Source organism: Burkholderia sp. CpTa8-5 (genome assembly GCF_017815045.1).
Taxonomy (GTDB): domain Bacteria; phylum Pseudomonadota; class Gammaproteobacteria; order Burkholderiales; family Burkholderiaceae; genus Burkholderia; species Burkholderia sola.
Genome location: NZ_JAGIQD010000001.1, coordinates 240,461 through 263,152, shown reverse-complemented (window position 1 = coordinate 263,152; position 22,692 = coordinate 240,461). Strand labels below are relative to the sequence as shown.

The following is a 22,692-nucleotide window of genomic DNA, read 5'->3' as shown; positions in this document are numbered from 1 at the left end:
CAGGCGCTGGCTGCCGACCCGGAAAACCGGTTCGTCCGGCGTCCGCATGAGCCGGTTCGCCCGCGTAAAACTATCCGCCGCTCAGCGACACGCGGAAAACCCGCTTGCGGCCAATCGCACCGACATTCAACAATCGCCTTCTCTGTTTCGATTATTGCAACCCGGGAATAAATAGAACGATTACAACCGGGACTGCATGATCGTTGCCCGTCGTGCCAGCCCTTCAAGCCGATTATTCCCTCCCCCACCCCACCTGAATTCGCTTGCCGTGGTCGAGATCGTCAGCGCGATGGCGCGGATCTCGATAACACGTCGCCTTCGTGCCGGTTCTTATAGGGGAAATCCCGTAAGGCGCCCGACGATCAGACGAGATTAACTTATATCAAACAAATTTTGACCGGCATTTATGTTCCTGATATGGTCCTTCCACTTGCAAAGTGCGGCCAGGCCGTATCGGCGCCCGTCGCCGGCGGCTGAACCGGACGCCTGGCCAGTCCGCAAGGACGACCGATGCGACAACCGAGCAAGGGAAATTGTAAGGATCACGAAGTGAGCCGATCCGGCATGACGATGTGGCGAACATGACGCCGGCCGTCGCGACCGAAACGACGCGCAGGCCATGCGCCGCCCGCTGCATCCGGATACGACGAAAGCCGTTTCACCCCATCCCGAAACTACTCCTGACAGTGAAATGCAGATGAAAAACAAAAAAATCAACATCAGCGTTATCGCTGTTGCCGCCTTCGCAGCATCGTCGGCAGCAATGGCACAGTCGTCGATCACCCTGTACGGCATGCTCGATGCAGGTATCGGTTACACGTCGAACATCAATGGCCACAGTCGGTACGGCCTCGATGGCGGCGCCTCGGGTTCGAACAAGTGGGGCCTCAGAGGCCAGGAGGATCTCGGCGGCGGCCTGCAGGCGGTATTCAAGATCGAGAATGGTTTCAACATCGGGACGGGCGGCATCGGCGGCCAGGGGCCGATCGGTAACACGCGTTCGCTGTTCAACCGCCAGGCGTACGTGGGCCTCGCGTCCAATCAGTACGGCGCGTTGCGCATGGGGCGCCAGCTCGACGCCGTGACGGAAATGGTTCAGGTCCTGACGGGCGACGCCATTTCGGCGTCGACCTTCTCGACGCCGGGCGACGTCGACAACAACGACAACACGACGAACCAGAACAACGCGGTGAAGTACATTTCGCCGATCATCCACGGCTTCCAGGCCGAAGCCGCGTACTCGTTCGGCGGCGTGGCCGGTGCAACGGGTTCGGGGCAATCGTGGTCGGCGGCCGCGACCTACGCTCAAGGTGGCCTGACGGTCGCCGGCGGCTACTTCCGTGCGGCCAACCAGGGCGAGAACGGATGGGTGAACGCAACCGCACAACCGAGTTTCGGCGGCGCGCTCGGCTATCCGAGTTCGGGCTACAACGGCGGCAATGCGTTCAAGAGCGCGGGCATCGCGCAAGTCGCCGCGCAATACGAGGTCGGTCCGTACACGGCCGGGCTGCGCTACTCGAACGCCCAGTACAAGGGCAACGATGGCCAGCCGTCAATCCACTTCAACGTGCTCGGTGCGCTGCTGCAGTACCGCGTCACGCCGGCGCTGTCGCTGGCGACCGGCTACACGTATGTCTACGGTTCCGCAGCCACGCCCACGCAAGCGGCCGAGGGTCGCACGATGGCCTCGATCAACCAGGTGTCGCTGGGTGCGACGTACTCGCTGTCGAAGAGTACCGCGCTGTATGCGATGGGCGCCTACGTGCATGCGAAGGGTGCGCAGGCTTCCGCTGCCGACTTCGGCAACACGTCGTCGGGCGGCAACCAGGTTCAGGTCAACATCGGCATGTTCCACGGCTTCTGATCGCCGACTCGCGACACCGGAGCAGTGGCGGCATGGCTCCGGTGTCGTACCTCGCCCGGCCTGATCGGCGAACCTAGCCGCCCTCCTGACTCGCCATGCCTTCCATCCACGCCTCGAACGCGGACACGGCCGCATCGTCGGCGCGATCGGCGTTCGTCACCAGCATGTAGTCGTCGGCACGCCAGACGGGCGATGCGATGGGACACACGAGGCGCCCTTCGGCAAGATCGCGCCCGATCAGCGGCAGCGATGCCAACGCCACGCCGAGTCCCTCGATCGCCGCGCCCAGCTGAAGATTCACGTGATCGAATTCGACGTGGCGCGCGGCGCGCAGATCGGGCGCACCCGCTTCCTTCAACCAGTGCGACCACGCGGAACGCGTCGTGGCCGAATGCAGCAGCGTGTGATGACGCAGGTCGGTCACGCTCTGTATCGGATGCTGGCGCAGCAAGGCGGGATTGCAAGCCGGCACGCGCGGGTCGGGCATCAACGAACGCGAGACGACGCCCGCGCCTTGCTCGGGACCGGAGCGAACGCCGATATCGAACGCATCGGCGACATAGCGCAGCTTGCGCGACGTCGTCGACACCCTGACGTCGATGTCGGGGTACCGCGCATGGAAATCGGCGAGCCGCGGCAGCAGCCAGCACAGCGCAAAGCTCATCGGCACGTTCACCCGCACGACGCCCGATATCCGGTGCGCGAACGGATTGTGGCGCAGCCGCACCACCGCGGTGCCGAGGCGCTCGAACGCGTGGCTGACGTCGCTCAGCAACGCGGCCCCTTCGTCGGTGAGCACGACGCCACGCGGACGACGATCGAACAACGGCAGGCCGAACCAGTCCTCCAGCAACCGGATCTGTTTTCCGACAGCCCAATGGGTGACGTGCAGTTCCGCCGCGGCGCCGGCGAAGCTGCCGTGCCGCGCAACCGCATCGAAAGCGCGCAGCGCATTGAGCGGGGGGAGTTCGTCCCGGTGCGTCGAAGCACCTCGGCTTTCGTCCATGACGTGACTTTTTCTCTCTGTTGACGGGATTTTAGCTCAATTGAAATGCCTGACATCCCGGTCATAAAATTGCCACGTCGAGCCTGAAAACCACACCGCGAGCGCCTTCCATGCATCGCTCGTACGGAGAGAATGACAATGCGCTTGCCCGTTTTTTCCCCGCCCGTCGCGCGAGAGACTGCACCGTCGAGGCCGCGCGTGCTGTGGCTCTCCTGCGTTGCGCACGCCATACACGACGGCTATACGGACATGATCTACGCGCTGCTACCCGTGTGGCAGTCGGAATTCGGGCTCGACTTCGCGGCCCTGGCTATCCTGCGCGGCGTCTATGCGGGCACGATGGCAACGCTGCAGTTGTCCGCGGGGCGTGTCGCGCAACGTCTGGGCAGCGGCGCGACGCTCGCAATCGGTACGCTGCTCGCCGCGCTCGGCTATGCGATCGCGGGCATGTCCGGCGGCCTGCTCGGGCTGGGCGTCGCGCTCGCGATCTCGGGCGTCGGCTCCAGCACGCAGCATCCGATCGCGTCGGGCGCCGTCTCCCGCGTCTATGGGCGCGACGCGAGAGGTCCGCTGAGCATCTACAACTTTTCCGGCGATCTGGGGAAATCCGCGCTGCCGGCCGCCATTTCGCTGCTCGTCACCATGATGCCGTGGCGTCATGCGCTATGGATCGTCGCCGGGCTGGGCTGCGTCGTGGCCGCCGGCATCGCGCTGTGGTTTCCCGCCGTGCCGCGCGCCGCCGCGCAGACGACGGCAAAAGAGCAAGCGCACGCTCGACGCAGTGGCACAGGGAGAGGCGGATTCTCCGCGCTGTTTTCCATCGGCGTGCTCGATACGGCCGTACGCATGGGACTGCTTACCTTCCTGCCTTTCCTGCTGAAGGCAAAGGGCGTTTCTCCGCAACTGCTGGGAACGGCGCTTGCACTCGTTTTCATTGGCGGTGCGGCCGGCAAATTCATGTGCGGCTGGCTCGGCGCGCGGATGGGGACGGTGAGGACGGTGCTGCTCACCGAGGGCGGTACGGCCGCGTGCATCGTCGCGGTGATCTATCTTCCGTTGACGCTTACCATGGTGCTGCTGCCGATCCTGGGCATGATGCTCAACGGCACGTCGTCGGTGCTGTACGGAACCGTCCCGGAGATGTCCGCGCCCGAGCGCACCGAGCGCGCATTCGCGATTTTCTATACCGGGACGATCGCATCAGGCGCGTTATCGCCCGTCCTCTACGGTTTCCTCGGCGACCGGATCGGTGTGCACGGCGCCACGTATGCGACCGCGTTGACCGCGCTGGCGATTTTTCCGCTCGCTCTCGCACTGCGCTCGCATCTGACAGACCACTCACAGGATGAACGCCATGACGAAGCCTGACTATCCGCGCGTCGCTCTCGTCGGTCCCGGTGCAATCGGAACGACCGTCGCCGCGGCCCTTCACGAAGCCGGCCGCACGCCAGTGATCTGCGGCCGCTCGGCGCACGAGCAGTTGACGTTGCGCTTCGACGGCGGCGAGATCGTCGTGCCCGGGCCCGTGCTGACCGATCCGCAAGCCGTCAATCAAAGGTTCGACCTCGTATTCGTTGCGGTCAAGTCGACGCAGATACCGAGTGCGGCACCGTGGGTCTCCGCGCTATGCGATACGAATACCGTCGTCTGCGTGCTGCAAAACGGCGTCGAGCAGAAAGCCGCCTTCGCGCCGTATGCGGCCGGCGCCACGATCGTGCCGTCGATCGTCTGGTTTCCCGCGCAACGCGAATCGGGCACGTCGGTGTGGCTGCGCGGCAAGCCTCGGCTCACGCTGCCCGATACGCCCGCGAGCGACGTGGTGGTTTCGGCTTTGCGCGGCACGCGATGCTCGCCCGAGGTGGCGGAGGATTTCATCTCGCTCGCGTGGCGCAAGCTGTTGCAGAACGCGGTGGCGGGGCTGATGGTACTGACCGGTCGCCGCGCCGGCATGTTCGCGCGAAGCGACATCACCGACCTGTCGCTCGCGTACTTGCGGGAATGTCTCGAGGTCGCGCGTGCGGAGGGGGCGAAGCTCGGCGATGAAGTGCCGCAGGAGATCGTCGATGGATTCCACGGCTTTCCGCCCGATTTGGGAACGTCGATTCTTGCCGACCGGCAAGGCAACCGTCCGCTCGAATGGGACTGCCGGAATGGCGTCGTGCAGCGATACGGACGCACGCACGGCATTCCGACGCCGATCAGCGATCTGGTCGTGCCGCTTCTCGCGGCCGCGAGCGATGGTCCGGGCTAATGCCTCGCCCAGAGCGGGGAACGGGCGATCCAGCCGAGCCGCCCGAATCCGCGCTGGACACGACGTCGATGGCACATGCCACCGCGGCGCTGCTAACGTCTGACAAAAGAGCCGGCTCCCGCCTCCGCAGGAAGCAATCGCCCCTCGCCACCCCCGGCGCGCGCCGCTGCGACATCAATCCCGGAAAAAACTGACCGACCTAACAAATACTTACCGTTCGTTTCAAATATGCCCAGATAGTGAGCTACGGCCGGGCTATTCTTCCGTCACCCACAATAACGATCCCACTGGGGGTGACATATGAACAACATGATCAAGAGCGCCCTGTGCGCTGCCTTCGTACCATTCATTCTCGCCGGTTGCGGCGGCGGCGACGACGGTGGCGGCACGCAAACCGGTACGCTGCACGTCGCGATGACGGATGCGCCATCGTGCGGCTTCGACCACGTGTACGTCACCGTCTCGCAAGTCCGCGTCAACGCCAACGCGAACGCCAATGACAACGACGCCGGCTGGTCGACCGTGTCCCTCGCGACGCCGCAGAAGATCGACCTGCTGTCGCTGACCAACGGCGTGCTCGCCGATCTCGGCCAGACCGCGCTGCCGGCCGGCCAGTATCAGCAAGTCCGGCTCGTGCTCGCGCAGAACCAAGGCAACACCCTCGCCAACTCGGTCGTCCCGACCGGCGGCACCGAACAGGCGCTCGCCACGCCGAGCGCGACGCAAAGCGGTTACAAGATCATCCAGCCGTTCACGGTCCAGCCCAACACCCTCGTCGATCTCGTGCTCGACTTCAACGCATGCAAGTCGATCGTCCAGCGCGGCAACGGCTCGTACGCGCTGAAACCCGTCGTCACCGCGATCCCGACCGTCGTGAGCGGCGCGATCTCCGGTTACGTCGCCTCCGCCGAAGCCGGCGCGACCGTCTATGCCGAACAAGGCGGCAAGGTCGTCCGCGGCACGGTGGCCGACAGCTCCGGGAAGTTCGTGCTGTCGCCGCTGATCCAGAGCTCGACGCAGGGCAACTACGATGTCGTGATCGTGCAGAACAACTTCGCGTCGGGCATCGTCCGCTCGGTTCCGGTGGTCGTGAACGCGACCACGGCGGTGTCGGCGTCCGCCGCACCGATCACGCTGCCGGCCTCGACGATGAGCACCGTCAGCGGTACGGTCACCGCAAGCGCGAACGCCTTCGTGCGCGCGCTGCAGACGATCGACGCGCACGCCTACGAGATCACGTCGATCAACGCGAACATGGACACCGGCGCCTATGCGCTGTCCGTGCCTGTGGCTGCACCGATCGTCGGCACCTACTCGGGCTCGCTGCCGGTCACGCTGGCCGCGGCGCCGGCCGCCGCAGGCCAATACACGATCGAGGCCGACGCGACATCGGGCGCGACCCAGTCGGCCAACGTGAACGCAACGACCAGTCAGTCCAACGTCAACTTCAGTTTCTGACGCGCTGACCGCATCATCGAAAGGGCCGAACGGCCCTTTCCTACCAACGGGAGAACGAAGTGAAAAAAGGGGTGATCGCAGTGCTCGCAGCGGCGAGCATGGTGGGCGCGCTCAGCGGGTGCGTCGCCTATGTTCCGGGCCCACCGGTCGTGGTCGCGCCGCAAGGCGGGCCGGGGAATGGATTCTGTCCGCCGGGACAGGCCAAGAAAGGCAACTGTTGACGAAATGCCCGCGCATCGCGGGCATTTTTTCATCCGTCGAATCCGCCATTTCCCGCGTCGTCACTCCGCCATCTTCGGCGGCCATGCATGGCCTTCGGCCTGACAATGCCTACACCACGCGTAAAGCGCGTCGTACATGACCAGACCATGCTCGAGCATGTCGTGATCGTCGGCAAACATGTCCGACAGTCCGAGCGAAATCGCATAAAGGCCGCTCGACTGCGGCGTCAGGTCGAGCCGCGACGTATCCGCGCCGCGAATGATGCGGGCCATGTGCTGCAACGCCCGATCGTCGGTCAGACCATACTTGTCGAGAAACGCGTCGAAGCTGCATTGCTCGCCGACGTGCGTCAACTCCACGCCCGGAATGTCGTACGGAATCGCCCCGGTCTCGTCGGCGATCCGCAGCACGTCGCCCGGCGGGACGTACAGAAATTCGGGCGTCTCGTCGATAAAACGGGCAATGAGCCAGGGGCACGCCACCCGGTCGATTTTCGGACGTTGTCGCGTAATCCATTGCATGGCGGCCTCCACGATCAGTGATGCAACAGCGGGTACACGATCAGGCCGATCACGGCGGCCCCGCCCACGACCACCGGCTCCGACAGCTTCCTGAACCTGACCAGCAGCACGATCGTCGCGAGCGCCATCAACGCGGTGGGCACGTCGACGATCGAACGCCGGGCCAGCACGATCACCGATCCCGTGATCGCGCCGACGGCCGCGGCCGTCACGCCGTCGACGAATGCCAGGATCGCCGGCAGCCTGCCGTACTTCTTGAAGTACGGCGCCGGCAACACCGTGAACAGATAGCACGGCAGGAACGTGCCGGCTGCCGCCACGCACGCGCCCGGCAGCCCCGCCACCAGATAGCCGATGAAGCCGACCGTGATGACGACCGGGCCCGGCGTGATCATCGCGACCGCCACGGCGTCGACGAACTGCTTCTCGTTGAGCCAATGGTGCTCGGTGACCACGCCGCCATAGAGGAACGGCACGATCGCGAGCCCCGAGCCGAACACGAACGCGCCCGCCTTCGCGAAGAAGACGGCGAGTTGCGCGAGCTGCGGCCAGTCGACGATACCGAGCCATGCGCCGGTGGCGGACACGGGCAACGCCACGGCCGCATTGACGCGCCGCTGGCGCAACCACCTCGGCGGCGCGCGCGTGAACCAGACGAGCACGCCGGCCGCGAGAAACAGCCACGCCACTTCGGATTCCGTGATCACCGTCACGGCGACCAGCGCGAGATAGATCGCCCAAAGGAGCTTGTCGCGACCGACGCTTTTCGCGGTCAGCTTGCGTGCGCTGATCGCGATGATGCCGATCACCGCCGCGCCGACGCCGTAGAACACCGACTGCATCCACGTGAGGCCGCCGAAGCGCGTGTACGCGTAGCCGAGCAGCACCACCATCAGAAACGACGGCAGCACGAACGCGATCCCGACCATCGTGGCGCCGACGATCCGGTAGTGCACGTAGCCGAGATAGATCGCCAGTTGCGCGGCAAGCGGGCCGGGAGCCAGCTGCGCGAGCGCCAGGCCTTCCTTGTAGTCCGCGTCCGCGATCCAGCGGCGCGTGTCCACGAGGTCCCGATGCATGTAGCCGGCCAGCGCGACGGGCCCGCCGAAACCCGTCGCGCCGAGCCACGCGAAGTACAGGATCAGTTGCCCCAGCGTATAGGCCGGACGGTCGCGATGTGTATTCATGTCGAGGCGGGCAGCGAGGTCAGGGTTTGCGGTTGCCGCGCAAATGCACGTACAACGAATCGAGTACCGCGCCGATCTCCATCAGCAACGCATCGTCGTCGGCCAGACGCTTGCGGGCGCCCGCGAGAATGGCCTCGAATCCGGCGGCTTCCGGCACGGTGGCGCCGCCCACGTCCAGCGCATGCACCATGGCCCCCAGCCGGACGAGTCCGTCGTTGTCGCCAAGCCCGAAGCTCGCGACCAGGACCTCGAACGACACGCGATCGCCCACATGCGTGAACGGCGCGCCGTCGAAATCGAAGCCGAGCGCGTCAGCCGGACAATCGGCAAGGTTGTCCAGCCACACGAAGCGCGCATGCGGATCGATGAAACGCCGAATCAGCCACGCGCTGGCGACGCGATCGACCCACAGGTGACGGCGCGTCGCCCACACCCTGCCCTGATACTGCGCGGGGTCGCGACGGGGAATGCCGCGTTGGGCGGCATGCGGCTCGCCGGGAGAGCGCCGCGCTTCGATCGCGGCGGTGAAATCCCGCCATTGCGCCTGCGCGCGCAGCGACGTTTCGCCGGGAAAGAAATCGATGCTTCGAATGGCGTCGTACGTGCGCGCGTGGCGGCGTTGCAGGCGATTGAGATCGGCTGCCGCCAGATCGGACAGCGCCTTGCGCGCCTCCGAAAGCTCGGCAAGCCAGTCTGCGTAATCGCCCGCGCGATCGAACAGCGACTTGTATGCTTGTTCGTCCGCGGGATCGTCCGCATGGACATCCAGCAGCCACGCGTGGCCGTCGCCGTTACGCGCGTCGTCGGCCAGCTCGCGCAACTGCGCCGCCTGCTCGGCATGCGCGGGCAACAGGTAGGCACCGTCGCGCAACGCGCCGCAGCCGAGCGCCTTGACGGTACGCCAGATGCGCATGCGCGCAGTCGCGCCGGAAGTCGGCAGACTGACGATCAGCAGGAGCCACGACGTCGGCGCAGGATTCATGACGGCAGCATAATGGGCCGTCACGAGCACTGCAATTCAGTAGATATCGCTACAACACTTCGGTGGCAGGCAGTTCCGCTCGACGCGCGGAGCGAGCGCTCGGCCTGACGGCCGGATCGCGTCGTCGCCGGACCGACGCCGCGGGACATCGTTGCGATATCCTGCGAATCGAGCGGTTCAACGCATAAACTGAAAGCACGCCACGGCGAACGCCCCTCGCTCCATCGCACGCTTTCGCCGACACCGCTCCGAATGCAGCCGGACGGCAAACGCAGGCCCACACATGAAACGGCCCCAATGACCATCGATCCCGGCTCCATTCCTTACTATCTCGTCCTTCGGGCCGGCTGGCCACCTTATGTGTTGAATGCGGATCGTCAAGTGCTGCGCCGCCAGGCGAGTCCGCTATTGCTGGCATTCGCGCGCACGCGCGGCGCGATCGCCCATGTCGACGACAGCGCGTGGAACGTCTTCTCCGACAGCGAGGGGCTCACGGTCGTCGAACGTCGCGAGACCGGGTTCTTTTCGCTGGTCGCGGGAAACGAGACCGAACGTCAGTTGCAGTTGCTGACGACGCTCTGACGTCGCCGCCGGGCGTGCCCGTGCGTGCGCCAACCCCGGAATAAATCGACCGCTCGGCAAACGATGCGCGTATGATGAGTTCATCCGCGCGATCAGCCGTCCTTTGACCGTTCGCCCCTCCACCCGCCCGCTTGCTGCATCGCCCCCCCCTTCGCGCTGCAACGTTGTCCCCTTCACCCATCGGCCCGCCCCATAACGGGAATACCGGCCGGATGTGTTCGCCCATGCGACTCGTCGTGGCCGAACGCCAGGAGTTCGTCATGAGCATGCACGTCTATCGTGGATTCGAGATTTATCCACTCATTTATCCTCACGTTGCCGCGCTGAACGGCAGCCCGCATAACTACGATGCCGGGTTCGACGCGGCCGTCAAGATTTGCCTGCGCGGCACCACCGATACGCTGACGCAGAGCCAGACCTTCAGATTGCGCGACACGTCCCCGTTCGATAACGCCGGTGACGCGCGTCGAGCGTCGGTGCGCTATGCCGAGAACATCATCGACGACAATCGTGGCAAACAGGGATTCTTCGCCAGCGCGTGCTGACGCGGCTCGTCAACGCCACATAGTGTGTTGGTATTTTGGAGGTCGAAATGATCATCGACGAACTGCTCGGCTTGATCAGCCGGCGTGAAGTCACCCGGATCGACACCGCCGTGCCTGCCGGCCTCGCCGATTCGGCGATGTGCCATCAACCCGAGCTGCACATGTTCATGGCGGTACGTGCGCTATCGATCGGCGCAGGCTATTCGGAATTCGAATCCGACGAGATAGCCAGCGCCGTCATGACGCGGCTCGGCTAGCTTTCCGTTCCCACCTCTTTCCAGACAGAATCTACATGACGACAATCACGCCGAAGCTGAACGAACCGATCGATGTCACGCTGCGGCGATTCCGGCGCGACATCGAGAAAACCGGACTGATTCGCGAGCTGCGCAGTCGCACGAGCTACGAGAAGCCGACGACGGAGCGCAAGCGGAAAAAAGCCAGCGCCGTTGCCCGACAGCGCTTGCAGGCGAAGCGCCTGTTGCCGCCCCGAAAAATGTACTAGGCGCGCATCGTGGACGACATGCCGGCCGAGGCGCCTCCGTTCTTCCCGCTGACGAGATGCGAAGTCGATTTCGATCCGAAGAACGACAGCGTGACACTGCTCCCGAGCTTCTATGCGTTCGGGTGCGAGTACACCAGCCGCGGGTTTCTGATCGCGCGCAGCGATGCGTTCAAGCTGATTGCCGCGATCGAGAAGGCGCTCAGCATTCAGGGGTGAGCCGACACCGGCGCAATCGCAAGTATCGCCCCTCACAAGACGGACCAGGCACGGCCGGACGAACCAGATAGACGCCCGCGGCGTCACCCAGCTGCCACTCCCCGGAAGCGGCCGGCGGCCGTATTGACATATCGGTAAATGTCGATATGATCACGCCATGGAATTGCTCGATATCTTCAAAGCCCTCTCGAACCGGACACGCCTTGAAATCCTGCGGGGTTTGAAGGATCCCGGGAAGCACTTCCCGCCGCAGGACGAAGGGGACGTTCACACGGTGGGCGTCTGCGTCAGCAGCATTCAGGAAGGCGTCGGGCTGTCGCAGTCGACGGTGTCCGATTATCTGGCGACGCTGCAACGTGCCGGCCTGGTCGAAGTCCGGCGCATCGGCCAGTGGACGTACTACAAGCGAAACGAAGCGGCGATCCGTGCGCTTGCCGAGCGCATCGGCACGGAGCTGTAATTTTTTACCCGAATATATCGATAATTCCCGATATCCCTTTTTATCGAAACGAGGACGTGCGATGCAAGCAATGCGACTCAAATCATTTGGCGGTCCGGATGCGTTCGAACCGTGCGATGTGCCCACGCCCGTACCGCATGCGGGACAAGTCCTGGTCCGGGTACATGCCACCTCGATCAATCCGCTGGATTACCAGGTCCGGCGGGGCGATTATCCCGACCTGGTGCCGCTGCCCGCCATCACCGGGCATGACGTGTCCGGCGTGGTCGAAGCGGTCGGGCCGGGCGTGACGAATTTCTCGCCGGGAGACGCAGTCTGGTATACCCCGCAGATCTTCGACGGACCCGGCAGTTATGCCGAGTTCCACGTCGCGGCCGAAAGCATCGTCGGGAAGAAGCCCTCGTCACTGAGCCATCTCGAGGCGGCCAGCCTGACGCTGGTGGGCGGAACGGCGTGGGAAGCCCTGGTCGTGCGGGCGGCGCTCAGGGTGGGCGAAAGCATTCTGGTGCACGGCGGCGCGGGCGGCGTCGGCCACGTGGCGATCCAGCTCGCCAAAGCGATCGGAGCCCGGGTGTTCACGACCGTGCGCGAAGCCAACTTCGCGTTCGCACGAAGCCTGGGCGCCGATGAGGTCATCGACTACCGGCACGAGGACTACGTCGACGCGATCATGCGGGAAACGGGCGGCCGCGGCGTCGATGTCGTGTTCGACACCGTCGGCGGCAACACGTTGTCGCGCAGCCCCGACGCGCTCGCCCAGCTTGGCCGCGTCGTCACGATCGTCGACATCGCACAGCCACAAAACCTGCTTCAGGCGTGGGGCAAGAACGCGAGTTATCACTTCGTCTTCACGCGGCAAAACCGCGGCAAGCTCGACGAGTTGAGGGCGTTGGTCGAGCGCGGCCAGTTGCGGCCGCACATCGGCGCCGTCTATTCGCTTGCCGACATTCCGCTCGCCCATGCGCGGCTGGAGCGCCCCGACAACGGCATTCGCGGAAAAATCGCGATTGCGGTCGAACCGTCCGCGCACCTCGCTGCCGACCGGAGCCGGAACGCATAGCGGGGTGGTCGTGCGCCCGGGACACTGTGTGGCGAGCGACCGCGAAGCGGTCGCGCCAGCTCGAGGTTTCGACGCCGGAACGCCCCGCGACACGCTCCCCCCGACGTCCGGTGATAAGCTCGACGTCGACGCGCCGTCGCGCATCCCGTCACCCGACTGACCCTACGCCTCCCGCGAGTCCGCCCATGCCCATCGCTCCAGCTGTCGTCTCCGCCTTCACCCCCACCGGCAAGCTCCGCGCCTCGATCAACCTCGGCAACCCGATCCTCGCGAACCGCGACCCGGCAACGGGCGAACCGTTCGGCGTATCGATCGACCTCGCCCGTGCATTCGCCGAGCGCCTGTCGGTCGACCTCGAACTCGTCGTGTTCGACGCCGCCGGCAAGTCGGTGCAGGCGCTGACCGACGAGCGCGCCGATTTCGGCTTCTTCGCGGTCGATCCGTTGCGCGGCGAAACGGTCGCGTTCACCGCGCCGTACGTGCTGATCGAAGGCTTCTATCTCGTGCCGGACGCATCGCCGATCCGCACCAACGCGGACGTCGACCAGCCGCACAACCGCGTGGCCGTCGGCAAGGGCAGCGCGTACGACCTATTCCTCACCCGCGAACTGAAGGCCGCGACGATCGTGCGCGCACCGACGTCGCAAGCCGTCGTGGCGACGTTCGTCGAGCAGCAACTGGAAGTGGCGGCCGGCGTGAAGCAGCAGCTCGAAACCGATGCCGCGAAAACGCCCGGCCTGCGCCTGCTCGACGAACGCTTCATGGTGATCCGGCAGGCGATGGGCGTGCCGAAGAGCCGTGGCGACGCCGCCGCCGCGGCACTGAGCGCCTTCGTCGAGGAAATGAAGGCGTCGGGCTTCGTCGCCGATTCGCTGCGCCGGCACGGCATCACGGGCGCATCGCTCGCGCCGGCGGCCTGATCGAAAACCGCGTGCCGTCGCGCTGGCCGCCGAGATCGTCCGGCTCGCGGCGCAGGCGTGCGATTTCAGCACGCGCCTGCCCGATCCTCGCGCGCATGACGAGTGCAACGTCGCGGCAACGCAGCATCGCCCGCCTATAGGCACAGCACAGGCGCAAATGGCGCAGCGGCGCAGGTCGTCCCGATCCGGCGACCGCCGAACAGGCGACGTGCTGCTCCGCACAAACCGGTAGCCGGTTGCGCCGGCTTCGGTCGCGGAGCGCCACCGGCGCAGCCGCCGTCGCCCGATCGGCCGTTACCCGGCGCTAGCGCAAACCCGAACCCGGTTGCACTGTTCATCGCCATTCTGGTCCTGTATCGTCCTCCCATCCCCGATTGCGAAACCGCTGCATGGGAGGCTTACGATGCGAAAAAAGAATGCTGCAGCCGTCTGGATCCTGATCGCGATGGTGGCAGGCATCGCGATCGGCTACATGGTCTTCACGAGCTTTCCGGACAAGAAGGCCGCCGCTGAAATCGCCGGGTACATCTCGCTCGTCTCCGACGTGTTCCTGCGCCTGATCAAGATGGTGATCGGCCCGCTCGTCTTCTCCACGCTGGTGGTCGGCATCGCGCACATGGGCGACGCGGCCTCGGTCGGACGCGTGTTCGCGAAAGCGTTCGGCTGGTTCGTCACCGCGTCGCTGGTCTCGCTGCTGCTCGGGCTGCTGATGGCGAACCTGCTGCGGCCCGGCGACAATCTCGGCTTGCCGCTGCCGGACATCGGCGCATCGGCGAACCTCGCGACGTCCAAGTTCACGTTGAAGGATTTCGTCGGCCACATGGTGCCGAAGTCGTTCGCCGAGGCGATGGCGAACAACGAAATCCTGCAGATCGTCGTGTTCTCGATGTTCTTCGGCGTCGCGCTCGCCGCGCTCGGCGAGCGCGGGAAGATCCTCATCGCCGCGATCGACCAGTTGTCGCACGTGATGCTCAAGATCACCGGCTACGTGATGAAGCTCGCGCCGCTCGCGGTGATGGCCGCGATGGCCGCGACCGTCGCGGTCAACGGGCTGTCGGTGCTGCTGAAGTTCGCGGTGTTCATGGGCGACTTCTACGTCAGCCTGTTCCTGCTCTGGGCATTGCTCGTGTGTGCCGGGCTGCTGTTCCTCGGCCGTCGCGTGTTCAAGCTGCTGCTGCTGATCAAGGAAGCGTTCATGCTGTCGTTCGCGACGGCCAGCTCCGAAGCCGCGTATCCGAAGATCCTCGACGCGCTCGACCGCTTCGGCGTGAAGCGCAAGATTTCGAGCTTCGTGATGCCGATGGGGTACTCGTTCAATCTCGACGGCTCGATGATGTACTGCACGTTCGCGTCGCTGTTCATCGCACAGGCGTACAACATCCACCTGTCGCTCGGCACGCAGATCACGATGCTGCTGGTGCTGATGCTCACGTCGAAGGGGATGGCCGGCGTGCCGCGCGCGTCGCTCGTCGTGATCGCGGCCACGCTGCACCAGTTCGGGCTGCCGGAGGCCGGCCTGCTGCTGATTCTCGGCGTCGACACGTTCCTCGACATGGGCCGCTCGGCCACGAACGCGGTCGGCAACTCGATCGCGAGCGCGGTGGTCGCGAAATGGGAAGGCCAGCTGCTGTCGGAAGCGGAAGCCGAAGCCAACGCGGCGCGCATCGAAGCGGAACAGGAAGCGACGATCGCACATCCGACCGAAGTCTGACGGAGGCCCGGCGATGAAGATGCAGCGATTCTGGCGTGCGCTCGCGCTCGCGGGCCTGCTTGCCGCGGGCGCGACCACGCACGCGGAAGATGCACCGTCGACGCTGCCGCGCGTCGAACCGTTCGCGCCGGCCCAACTGACCGGCACGCTCGCGAAGGTGCGCGGCAGCGGCACGATCGCGCTCGGCTATCGCGACGCGTCGATCCCGTTCTCGTACCTGAACGCGCGCAACCAGCCGATCGGCTATTCGATCGAGCTGTGCAAGGCGCTCGTGTCGTCGATCGAGGATGCGATCAACAAGAGCCTGACGATCCGCTGGGTGCCGGTCACGTCCGACAACCGCATCGACGCGGTGGTCAGCGGCAAGGTCGATCTGGAATGCGGCTCCACGACCAGCAACCTCGAGCGCCAGAAGCGCGTGGCGTTCTCGCCGATCTTCTTCGTGGCCGGCACGAAGGTGATGGTGAAACGCGGCGCGCCGATCCGCTCGTTCCGCGATCTCGCAGGCAAGAAGGTCGCGGTGACGGCCGGTACGACCAACGAGAAGGCGCTGCGCGACCTGAACGAGCGGTTCAGGCTCGGGATCCAGCTCCAGGTGGTGCCCGATCATGCGCAGGGCTTCGCGCTCGTCGCGAACGGCGGCGCCGACGCGTTCGCGACGGACGACGTGCTGCTGTACGGCCTGATCGCCGAGAACGCGAGCAAGGGCGGCCAGTACGACGTGGTGGGCGATTTTCTGTCCTACGACCCGTACGGCATCATGTTCCGCAAGGACGATCCGCAGCTCGCGCAGGTCGTGAAAACCACGTTCCAGGAACTGGCCGCCGACGGCGAGATCGCGCGGCAGTACAAGCGCTGGTTCCTGCGTCCGCTTCCGTCGGGCTTGAGTCTCAACCTGCCGATGAGCCCGCAACTGGAGACGATCATCGAGGCGATCGGCGTCAACGGGAATTGAGCGCGGCGCCGTCGTCGACATGAATGACGAAACGAGAGCGGCCCCGATGCCTCACCCGGCACCGGGGCCGCTTGCCGGATGCAACGCGCTCAGCCGACCCGCGCCGCGCCCTGCTGCGCCGCTTCCGCACCTTCGCTGGCCGTTCGCGCCAGCACCGGCTTCAGCGCCTGCCCGGTATGGCTCGCGCTCACCTTCGCGAGCGCTTCCGGCGGCGCCGCCGCGACGATCGTGCCGCCGCCCACGCCGCCCTCCGGGCCGAGATCGATGATCCAGTCGGCTTCCGCGATCACGTCGAGGTCGTGCTCGATCACGACGACGCTATGCCCCGCATCGACCAGCCGGTGCAGCACGCGAATCAGCTTCGCGACGTCGGCCATGTGCAGGCCGACCGTCGGCTCGTCGAGCACGTACAGCGTGTGTGGCGCCTTCTGGCCGCGGCGCGTGATGTCGTCGCGCACCTTCGTCAGTTCGGTGACGAGCTTGATGCGCTGCGCCTCGCCGCCGGACAGCGTCGGCGACGGCTGGCCGAGCGTCAGGTAGCCGAGCCCGACATCCTTCATCAGTTGCAGCGGATGCGCGATGTTCGAGATCGGCGCGAAAAATTCCACCGCCTCGTCGATCTCCATCGTCAGCACGTCGCCGATGTTCCGGCCGCGCCACGTGACGGCGAGCGTTTCCGGATTGAAACGCTGCCCGTGGCACACGTCGCACGGCACCTTCACGTCGGGCAGGAAGCTCATGCCGATCGTGCGCACGCCTTGCCCTTCGCACGCGGGGCAACGCCCGTCGCCGGTATTGAAAGAGAAACGCGACGCCGTATAGCCGCGGGCGCGCGCTTCGAGCGTATCCGCGAACAGCTTGCGGATCGTGTCCCACACGCCGATGTAGGTGGCCGGGCACGAACGCGGCGTCTTGCCGATCGGCGTCTGGTCGACTTCGAGCACGCGATCGATCTGCTCCCAGCCGCTCAGCGACTCGCAGCCCTGCCACGCATGCGTGACGTTCAGCGACGGCCGCGGTGCGCTGCGCGCGAGCACGCTCGAACGGCGGTTCGTGGCCGTCGCATCCTGCTGCGCGGCCTTGCGCGCACGCCGCGTGGCCGGCGACGACAGTACCGAGCGGCCGACCGCGTCGAGCAGGTTCGTCATCAGCACGTCGCGCGCGAGCGTCGACTTGCCCGAGCCGCTGACGCCCGTCACCGCGACGAGCCGCGCGAGCGGAATGCCGACGGTGACGTCGCGCAGGTTGTGCAGTCTCGCGCCATGCACGGTCAGCCACGCTTCCGGCACGGCTTCACCGCCCTTCTTGCCCGGCAGGCTCACGCTGCGGCGTGGTTGCAGCGGGTGCAGCATCGGCTGCGCGAGCAGGCGCCCCGTGACCGAATCCGGCTGCGCGGCCAGATCGCCCACCGCGCCTTCGGCGACCAGCTTGCCGCCGCGCTTGCCTGCGCCCGGGCCGATATCGATGATGTGATCGGCACGGCGGATCGTGTCCTCGTCATGCTCGACGACGACGAGCGTGTTGCCCTTGTCGCCGAGCTTGCGCAATGCGTCGAGCAGGATCTGGTTGTCGCGCGGATGCAGGCCGATCGTCGGCTCGTCGAGTACGTAGCACACGCCCTGCAGGTTGCTGCCGAGCTGCGCGGCCAGCCGGATCCGCTGCGCTTCGCCGCCCGACAGGCTCGGCGCCGCGCGGTCGAGGCTCAGGTAGCCGAGCCCGACTTCCTCGAGAAACGCGAGGCGGCTGCCGATCTCGCTGACGATGTCGCGCGCGATCTGCGCGTCGCGCCCGGTGAGTTCGAGCGCGTCGATCCAGCGGCGCGTGTCCGACACCGTCCACTGCGCGACCTCGACGATCGGATGCGCGTCGAACGTGACCGCGCGCGCGGACGGGTTCAGCCGCGTGCCCTGGCAATCCGGACAGGGCTCGTTGCCGACGCCTTCCGGCTCCTGCTCGTCCGACGGCAAGGTTTGCTCGCGGCCGCGATCGTCGCCGGCGAGCACCGTGTCGTCGTATGCGGCGCGCTGTTCGCGCGTGAGCGTGACGCCGGTGCCGACGCAGGTCGTGCACCAGCCGTGCTTGCTGTTGTACGAGAACATCCGCGGGTCGAGCTCCGGATAGCTCGTGCCGCACACCGGGCACGCGCGCTTGACCGACAGCACCTTGACCGCGCCGACCTGCGCGGTCGAATGATCGTTCTGCATCGCATGGTGCAACCCGTCGAGCGGCGCGAGCAGATGCATCACGCCCTTGCCGAGCTCGAGCGTCTCGTCGAGCCTGCGCCGCAACTCGGCCTCGTTGTCCGGCGACACGACGAGATCGGCCACCGGCAATTCGATCGTGTGCTCGCGGAAGCGGTCGAGCTTCGGCCACGGGTCGACCGTGACGAATTCGCCGTCGACGCGCAGATGCGTGCTGCCGCGCGCCTTCGCCCACTTCGCGAGATCCGTATATACGCCCTTGCGGTTGACGACGAGCGGCGCGAGCAGCCCCACGTGTTCGCCGCGATGATCGCGCAGCAGTTGCGCGGCGATCGATTCGACGGACTGCGACGTGACCGGCGTGCCGTCGTGGATGCAGTGCTGCAGGCCGAGCTTCACATACAGCAGCCGCAGGAAGTGCCATACCTCGGACGTGGTCGCGACCGTGCTCTTGCGGCCGCCGCGCGACAGCCGCTGCTCGATCGCGACGGTCGGCGGAATGCCGTACACCGCGTCGACCTCGGGGCGGCCGGCCGGCTGCACGATCGAGCGCGCATACGCGTTCAGCGATTCGAGATAGCGGCGCTGGCCTTCGTGGAACAGGATGTCGAACGCGAGCGTCGACTTGCCGGAACCCGACACGCCGGTGATCACGTTGAACTTGCCGTGCGGGATGTCGACGTCGAGCGCCTTCAGATTGTGCTCGCGCGCGTTGACGATGCGCACGACGTCCTCGCCTTCGATCGCCCGGCGCGCGCGCGCCGCGTTCAGCACGGCCTGCAGCGGTACACCTTCGTCGGCGCGCACTGCGTCGCCATCCATCTCGCGGTCGTACTGCAGCAGCGCCACGCCGGTATGCGATTCGGCGCACGCCTTCACGTCGTCGGGCGTGCCCGCGCACAGCACGAGGCCGCCGCCGTCGCCGCCTTCCGGGCCGAGATCGATCAGCCAGTCGGCCGCGCAGATCACGTCGAGGTTGTGCTCGATCACGATCAGCGAATGGCCGGCCGCGAGCAGCTTGCCGAACGCCTGCATCAGCTTCGCGATGTCGTCGAAGTGCAGGCCGGTGGTCGGCTCGTCGAACATGAACAGCTTCGCGCGTGCGATGCGCGCCTCTTCCGTCGCGACCCGGCGCCCGTTGGCCGCCGCCGCCGATTCGGCGAGGAAGCCGGCGAGCTTCAGGCGCTGCGCTTCGCCGCCCGACAGCGTCGGCACCGGCTGGCCGAGCTTCACGTATTCGAGGCCGACGTCGACGATCGGCTGCAGCACGCGCAGCACCTCGGCATCGGTCGCGAAGAACGCCGCCGCTTCGCTGACGGTGAGATCGAGCACGTCGGCGATGTTCAGCGCGCGGCCGTCGCGCTCGATGCGCACTTCGAGGATCTCGGCGCGATAGCGGCTGCCGTCGCAGTCCGGGCAGCGCAGGTAGACGTCGCTCAGGAACTGCATTTCGATATGTTCGAAGCCCGAGCCGCCGCAGGTCGGGCAACGGCCATCGCCCGAGTTGAAGCTGAACGTGCCCGCACCGTAGCCGCGTTGCAACGCGAGCGGCGCCTTCGCGAACAGCTTGCGGATTTCGTCGAACGCGCCGACGTAGCTCGCCGGGTTCGAGCGCGTGGTCTTGCCGATCGGCGACTGGTCGACGAACACGACGTCGCCGACCTGGTCGGCGCCCGTGAGGCTGCGGTACGCGCCCGGCGATTCGGTCGCCTTGCCGTGGTGCCGCGCCATCGCCGGATACAGCACGTCCTGCAGCAGCGTGGATTTGCCGGAGCCGGACACGCCCGTCACGCAGACGAGCCGCTGCAGCGGAATCTCGACCGTCACGTCGCGCAGGTTGTGCTCGGTCGCGCCTTCGAGCACGATGCGCGGCGTATTCGCGTCGACCGGGCGACGCGCCCAGTTCGACGCATGCGCGACCTGCTTGCGGCCGCCGAGATACTCGCCCGTCAGCGTGTGCGCGGAACGAATGTCGCCCGGCGTGCCGTCGTACACGATCGTGCCGCCGCGCTCGCCCGGGCCGGGCCCCATGTCGATCAATCGATCGGCCGCGAGCATCACCGACGGATCGTGCTCGACCACGACCAACGTATTGCCCGCGTCGCGCAGCCGCTGCATCGCCTCGACGATCCGCGTGAGATCGCGCGGATGCAGCCCGATGCTCGGCTCGTCGAGCACGAACAGGGTTTTCGTGAGCGACGTGCCGAGCGCGGTCGTCAGGTTGATCCGCTGCACCTCGCCGCCCGACAGCGTGCGGCTCTGGCGATCGAGCGTCAGGTAGCCGAGCCCGACGTCGCACAGGTATTTCAGGCGCGTGCGCACTTCGGCGAGCAGCAGCTTCAGCGCATCGTCGAGCAGCGCGCTCGGCAGAACGATATCGTCGAAGAAGCGGCGGATGCGCTCGATCGGCAGCAGCATCAGGTCGTGCACGGTCAGGCCCGGCAGCGCTTCGAGCTGCGCGCGGCTCCAGTCGACGCCGCGCGGCATGAAGCGATCGGCCGGCGCGAGCACGCCGTCGGCATTCTCTTTCGAGCCGAGCCGCCATTGCAGCGATTCCGTCTTCAGGCGCGCGCCGCCGCACACGTCGCACGGCGTGTAGCTGCGGTATTTCGACAGCAGCACGCGGATGTGCATCTTGTACGCTTTCGATTCGAGGTAACCGAAGAAGCGCTTCACGCCGTACCACTGGCTCTGCCACTTGCCGTTCCAGTCCGGCGAGCCGTTGACGACCCAGTCGCGCTCGGCGTCCGTCAGCTCGGACCACGCCACGTCGCGCCGGATGCCGGCCTTCGCCGCGTAGCGCATCAGGTCGTCCTGGCACTCTTTCCACGCAGGCGTCTGCATCGGCTTGACCGCGCCGCCGCGCAGCGTCTTGCGCGCGTCGGGAATCACGAGGCCGAGATCGACGCCGATCACGCGGCCGAAGCCGCGGCACGTTTCGCACGCGCCGTATGCGGAGTTGAACGAGAACAGCGCGGCTTGCGGCTCCGCGTAGCGCAAGTCGCTGTCGGGATCGTGCAGCCCGGTGGAGAAACGCCAGATCACCGGCTCCGCCACTGCGTTTTCCGCTTCGGGCGCGAGCACATACACGTTCACGCGGCCACCGCCGCGCTTCAGCGACGCCTCGATCGCCTCGACCACGCGCACCTTGTCGGCCTGCTGCACGCGGAAGCGGTCGGCCACCACGTCGAGCAGCTTGCGCGGCCCGGTGGGGGACGCTACCTCGCGCTGCGCCTGCACGCGCGTGTAGCCGCTCGCCGACAGCCACTGCGCGATTTCCTCGTCGGACACCGCTTCCGGCAATTCGACCGGGAATGTGACGACGACGCGCGGATCGTCCGCCTGCGTGCGCGCGACGAGTTCCGCGTAGATCGTTTCGGGCGTGTCGTGCCGCACCCGCCGCGCGGTCTTGCGGTCGAACAGCTCCGCCGCGCGCGCGTACAGCAGTTTCAGGTGATCGTTCAGCTCGGTCATCGTGCCGACGGTCGAGCGCGAACTGCGCACCGGGTTGGTCTGGTCGATCGCGATCGCGGGCGGCACGCCGTCGACGCGCTCGACCTGCGGGCGATCCATCCGGTCGAGGAACTGCCGCGCATACGCGCTGAAGGTTTCGACGTAGCGCCGCTGGCCTTCCGCGTACAGCGTGTCGAACACGAGACTCGACTTGCCGGAGCCCGACGGGCCGGTGACGACCGTCATTTCGCCGGTGCGCAGGTCGAGATCGAGATTCTTGAGGTTGTGCTGACGTGCTCCGCGAATGCGGATCAGAGTGCTGGATGACAATTTGCCTGCCCGTCTGAATGAGTTAGCCGGAAGTCACGGTGCCGGAACGCTGCGGCGGATGCCGCACAGGTGATGCCCGCGCCGATCGAGTTCGACGGATACTATACTGTACATTCATACAGTTTTCCATTGACGGCTGCTGCCATCCGCAAGACCGGCGCAGACCGCCGTATGACTGCGACATGCTGCGCCGCGGTGGCCCGAATTCGCCGTTCAATCTACTAGCGCGCCGCCCGGGCAAGTAAAAAATTCCACAAAAAAGA

At 66.1% G+C, this 22,692-nt stretch carries 19 protein-coding genes; 14 read left to right on the top strand and 5 right to left on the bottom strand.

Translation table 11 applies throughout. The features are described 5' to 3' along the window. Positions 1 to 697 precede the first annotated feature (697 nt). Positions 698 to 1,864 carry a porin gene (locus J8I35_RS01190; RefSeq protein ID WP_050013642.1) on the top strand — a complete coding sequence of 389 codons (1,167 nt, stop codon included), beginning with the start codon at positions 698 to 700 and terminating at the stop codon, positions 1,862 to 1,864. 73 nt (positions 1,865 to 1,937) lie between these two features. On the opposite strand, the gene gcvA is transcribed toward J8I35_RS01190, so the two are convergent. Beyond that, the gene (gene gcvA / locus J8I35_RS01185) at positions 1,938 to 2,870 is read right to left on the bottom strand and encodes a transcriptional regulator GcvA (protein WP_050013506.1); all 933 of its coding nucleotides are present in this window, start codon (positions 2,868 to 2,870) and stop codon (positions 1,938 to 1,940) included. Between the two features lie 138 nt (positions 2,871 to 3,008). Between gcvA and J8I35_RS01180 the strand changes: the two genes are divergently transcribed. The 3 genes from J8I35_RS01180 (at position 3,009) to J8I35_RS01170 (ending at position 6,579) form a co-directional block, all read left to right on the top strand. Then, positions 3,009 to 4,238, top strand: a complete 1,230-nt coding sequence (locus J8I35_RS01180) for an MFS transporter (protein WP_209924246.1) — start codon at positions 3,009 to 3,011, stop codon at positions 4,236 to 4,238. Beyond that, on the top strand, positions 4,225 to 5,121 hold the full coding sequence (locus J8I35_RS01175; RefSeq protein ID WP_124630091.1) for an oxidoreductase: 897 nt from the start codon (positions 4,225 to 4,227) through the stop codon (positions 5,119 to 5,121). The genes J8I35_RS01180 and J8I35_RS01175 overlap by 14 nt, the downstream gene beginning before the upstream one ends. A 300-nt stretch (positions 5,122 to 5,421) precedes the next feature. After that, positions 5,422 to 6,579, top strand: coding sequence for a DUF4382 domain-containing protein (locus tag J8I35_RS01170; protein ID WP_209924245.1), 1,158 nt, complete (start codon positions 5,422 to 5,424; stop codon positions 6,577 to 6,579). Positions 6,580 to 6,860: 281 nt separating this feature from the next. On the opposite strand, the gene J8I35_RS01165 is transcribed toward J8I35_RS01170, so the two are convergent. From J8I35_RS01165 to J8I35_RS01155, 3 genes are read right to left on the bottom strand one after another with little or no spacing between them, the layout of a single operon-like run. Beyond that, the gene (locus J8I35_RS01165) at positions 6,861 to 7,322 is read right to left on the bottom strand and encodes a chromate resistance protein ChrB domain-containing protein (RefSeq protein WP_050013510.1); all 462 of its coding nucleotides are present in this window, start codon (positions 7,320 to 7,322) and stop codon (positions 6,861 to 6,863) included. Between the two features lie 14 nt (positions 7,323 to 7,336). Further along, positions 7,337 to 8,509 carry a chromate transporter gene (locus tag J8I35_RS01160; protein ID WP_209924244.1) on the bottom strand — a complete coding sequence of 391 codons (1,173 nt, stop codon included), beginning with the start codon at positions 8,507 to 8,509 and terminating at the stop codon, positions 7,337 to 7,339. A 19-nt stretch (positions 8,510 to 8,528) separates the two neighbouring features. Beyond that, positions 8,529 to 9,491 carry a chromate resistance protein ChrB domain-containing protein gene (locus tag J8I35_RS01155; RefSeq protein WP_089490070.1) on the bottom strand — a complete coding sequence of 321 codons (963 nt, stop codon included), beginning with the start codon at positions 9,489 to 9,491 and terminating at the stop codon, positions 8,529 to 8,531. A gap of 297 nt (positions 9,492 to 9,788) precedes the next feature. Between J8I35_RS01155 and J8I35_RS01150 the strand changes: the two genes are divergently transcribed. The 10 genes from J8I35_RS01150 to J8I35_RS01105 all read left to right on the top strand — a co-directional run bounded on the left by J8I35_RS01150 (position 9,789) and on the right by J8I35_RS01105 (position 16,445). Beyond that, complete coding sequence (locus J8I35_RS01150; protein ID WP_050013512.1) at positions 9,789 to 10,073, top strand: hypothetical protein; 285 nt, start codon at positions 9,789 to 9,791, stop codon at positions 10,071 to 10,073. Between the two features lie 260 nt (positions 10,074 to 10,333). Then, a complete protein-coding gene (locus tag J8I35_RS01145; protein WP_050013644.1) occupies positions 10,334 to 10,618 on the top strand; it encodes a hypothetical protein in 285 nt (94 codons plus the stop codon). A 47-nt stretch (positions 10,619 to 10,665) separates the two neighbouring features. Beyond that, entirely contained in the window at positions 10,666 to 10,875 is a 210-nt protein-coding gene (locus J8I35_RS01140; protein WP_050013513.1) for a hypothetical protein, read from the top strand. A 35-nt stretch (positions 10,876 to 10,910) separates the two neighbouring features. Continuing rightward, on the top strand, positions 10,911 to 11,123 hold the full coding sequence (gene rpsU, locus J8I35_RS01135; protein ID WP_050013514.1) for a 30S ribosomal protein S21: 213 nt from the start codon (positions 10,911 to 10,913) through the stop codon (positions 11,121 to 11,123). 9 nt (positions 11,124 to 11,132) lie between these two features. Next, positions 11,133 to 11,339 (top strand): hypothetical protein, encoded by a 207-nt coding sequence (locus J8I35_RS01130; RefSeq protein ID WP_124652351.1) that lies wholly within the window; start codon positions 11,133 to 11,135, stop codon positions 11,337 to 11,339. A 157-nt stretch (positions 11,340 to 11,496) separates the two neighbouring features. Continuing rightward, positions 11,497 to 11,799, top strand: a complete 303-nt coding sequence (locus tag J8I35_RS01125) for a metalloregulator ArsR/SmtB family transcription factor (RefSeq protein ID WP_124652349.1) — start codon at positions 11,497 to 11,499, stop codon at positions 11,797 to 11,799. A 61-nt stretch (positions 11,800 to 11,860) separates the two neighbouring features. Then, positions 11,861 to 12,859, top strand: a complete 999-nt coding sequence (locus J8I35_RS01120) for a zinc-dependent alcohol dehydrogenase family protein (RefSeq protein WP_124652346.1) — start codon at positions 11,861 to 11,863, stop codon at positions 12,857 to 12,859. Positions 12,860 to 13,044: 185 nt separating this feature from the next. Then, positions 13,045 to 13,779: an ABC transporter substrate-binding protein gene (locus J8I35_RS01115; protein ID WP_209924243.1), complete on the top strand. Its 735-nt coding sequence runs from the start codon at positions 13,045 to 13,047 to the stop codon at positions 13,777 to 13,779. Between the two features lie 403 nt (positions 13,780 to 14,182). Beyond that, positions 14,183 to 15,490, top strand: coding sequence for a dicarboxylate/amino acid:cation symporter (locus J8I35_RS01110; RefSeq protein ID WP_050013516.1), 1,308 nt, complete (start codon positions 14,183 to 14,185; stop codon positions 15,488 to 15,490). A 13-nt stretch (positions 15,491 to 15,503) separates the two neighbouring features. Beyond that, positions 15,504 to 16,445 carry an amino acid ABC transporter substrate-binding protein gene (locus J8I35_RS01105; protein ID WP_209924242.1) on the top strand — a complete coding sequence of 314 codons (942 nt, stop codon included), beginning with the start codon at positions 15,504 to 15,506 and terminating at the stop codon, positions 16,443 to 16,445. Positions 16,446 to 16,534: 89 nt separating this feature from the next. Here J8I35_RS01105 and uvrA read toward each other — a convergent pair whose 3' ends face one another. Further along, positions 16,535 to 22,429, bottom strand: a complete 5,895-nt coding sequence (gene uvrA, locus J8I35_RS01100) for an excinuclease ABC subunit UvrA (protein WP_209924241.1) — start codon at positions 22,427 to 22,429, stop codon at positions 16,535 to 16,537. Positions 22,430 to 22,692 lie beyond the last annotated feature (263 nt).

Coding starts and splice junctions, on each gene's coding strand:
- J8I35_RS01190 (WP_050013642.1), top strand. CDS start 698: ATGAAAAACAAAAAAATCAACATCAGCGTTATCGCTGTTGCCGCCTTC.
- gcvA (WP_050013506.1), bottom strand. CDS start 2,870: ATGGACGAAAGCCGAGGTGCTTCGACGCACCGGGACGAACTCCCCCCG.
- J8I35_RS01180 (WP_209924246.1), top strand. CDS start 3,009: ATGCGCTTGCCCGTTTTTTCCCCGCCCGTCGCGCGAGAGACTGCACCG.
- J8I35_RS01175 (WP_124630091.1), top strand. CDS start 4,225: ATGACGAAGCCTGACTATCCGCGCGTCGCTCTCGTCGGTCCCGGTGCA.
- J8I35_RS01170 (WP_209924245.1), top strand. CDS start 5,422: ATGAACAACATGATCAAGAGCGCCCTGTGCGCTGCCTTCGTACCATTC.
- J8I35_RS01165 (WP_050013510.1), bottom strand. CDS start 7,322: ATGCAATGGATTACGCGACAACGTCCGAAAATCGACCGGGTGGCGTGC.
- J8I35_RS01160 (WP_209924244.1), bottom strand. CDS start 8,509: ATGAATACACATCGCGACCGTCCGGCCTATACGCTGGGGCAACTGATC.
- J8I35_RS01155 (WP_089490070.1), bottom strand. CDS start 9,491: ATGAATCCTGCGCCGACGTCGTGGCTCCTGCTGATCGTCAGTCTGCCG.
- J8I35_RS01150 (WP_050013512.1), top strand. CDS start 9,789: ATGACCATCGATCCCGGCTCCATTCCTTACTATCTCGTCCTTCGGGCC.
- J8I35_RS01145 (WP_050013644.1), top strand. CDS start 10,334: ATGAGCATGCACGTCTATCGTGGATTCGAGATTTATCCACTCATTTAT.
- J8I35_RS01140 (WP_050013513.1), top strand. CDS start 10,666: ATGATCATCGACGAACTGCTCGGCTTGATCAGCCGGCGTGAAGTCACC.
- rpsU (WP_050013514.1), top strand. CDS start 10,911: ATGACGACAATCACGCCGAAGCTGAACGAACCGATCGATGTCACGCTG.
- J8I35_RS01125 (WP_124652349.1), top strand. CDS start 11,497: ATGGAATTGCTCGATATCTTCAAAGCCCTCTCGAACCGGACACGCCTT.
- J8I35_RS01120 (WP_124652346.1), top strand. CDS start 11,861: ATGCAAGCAATGCGACTCAAATCATTTGGCGGTCCGGATGCGTTCGAA.
- J8I35_RS01115 (WP_209924243.1), top strand. CDS start 13,045: ATGCCCATCGCTCCAGCTGTCGTCTCCGCCTTCACCCCCACCGGCAAG.
- J8I35_RS01110 (WP_050013516.1), top strand. CDS start 14,183: ATGCGAAAAAAGAATGCTGCAGCCGTCTGGATCCTGATCGCGATGGTG.
- J8I35_RS01105 (WP_209924242.1), top strand. CDS start 15,504: ATGAAGATGCAGCGATTCTGGCGTGCGCTCGCGCTCGCGGGCCTGCTT.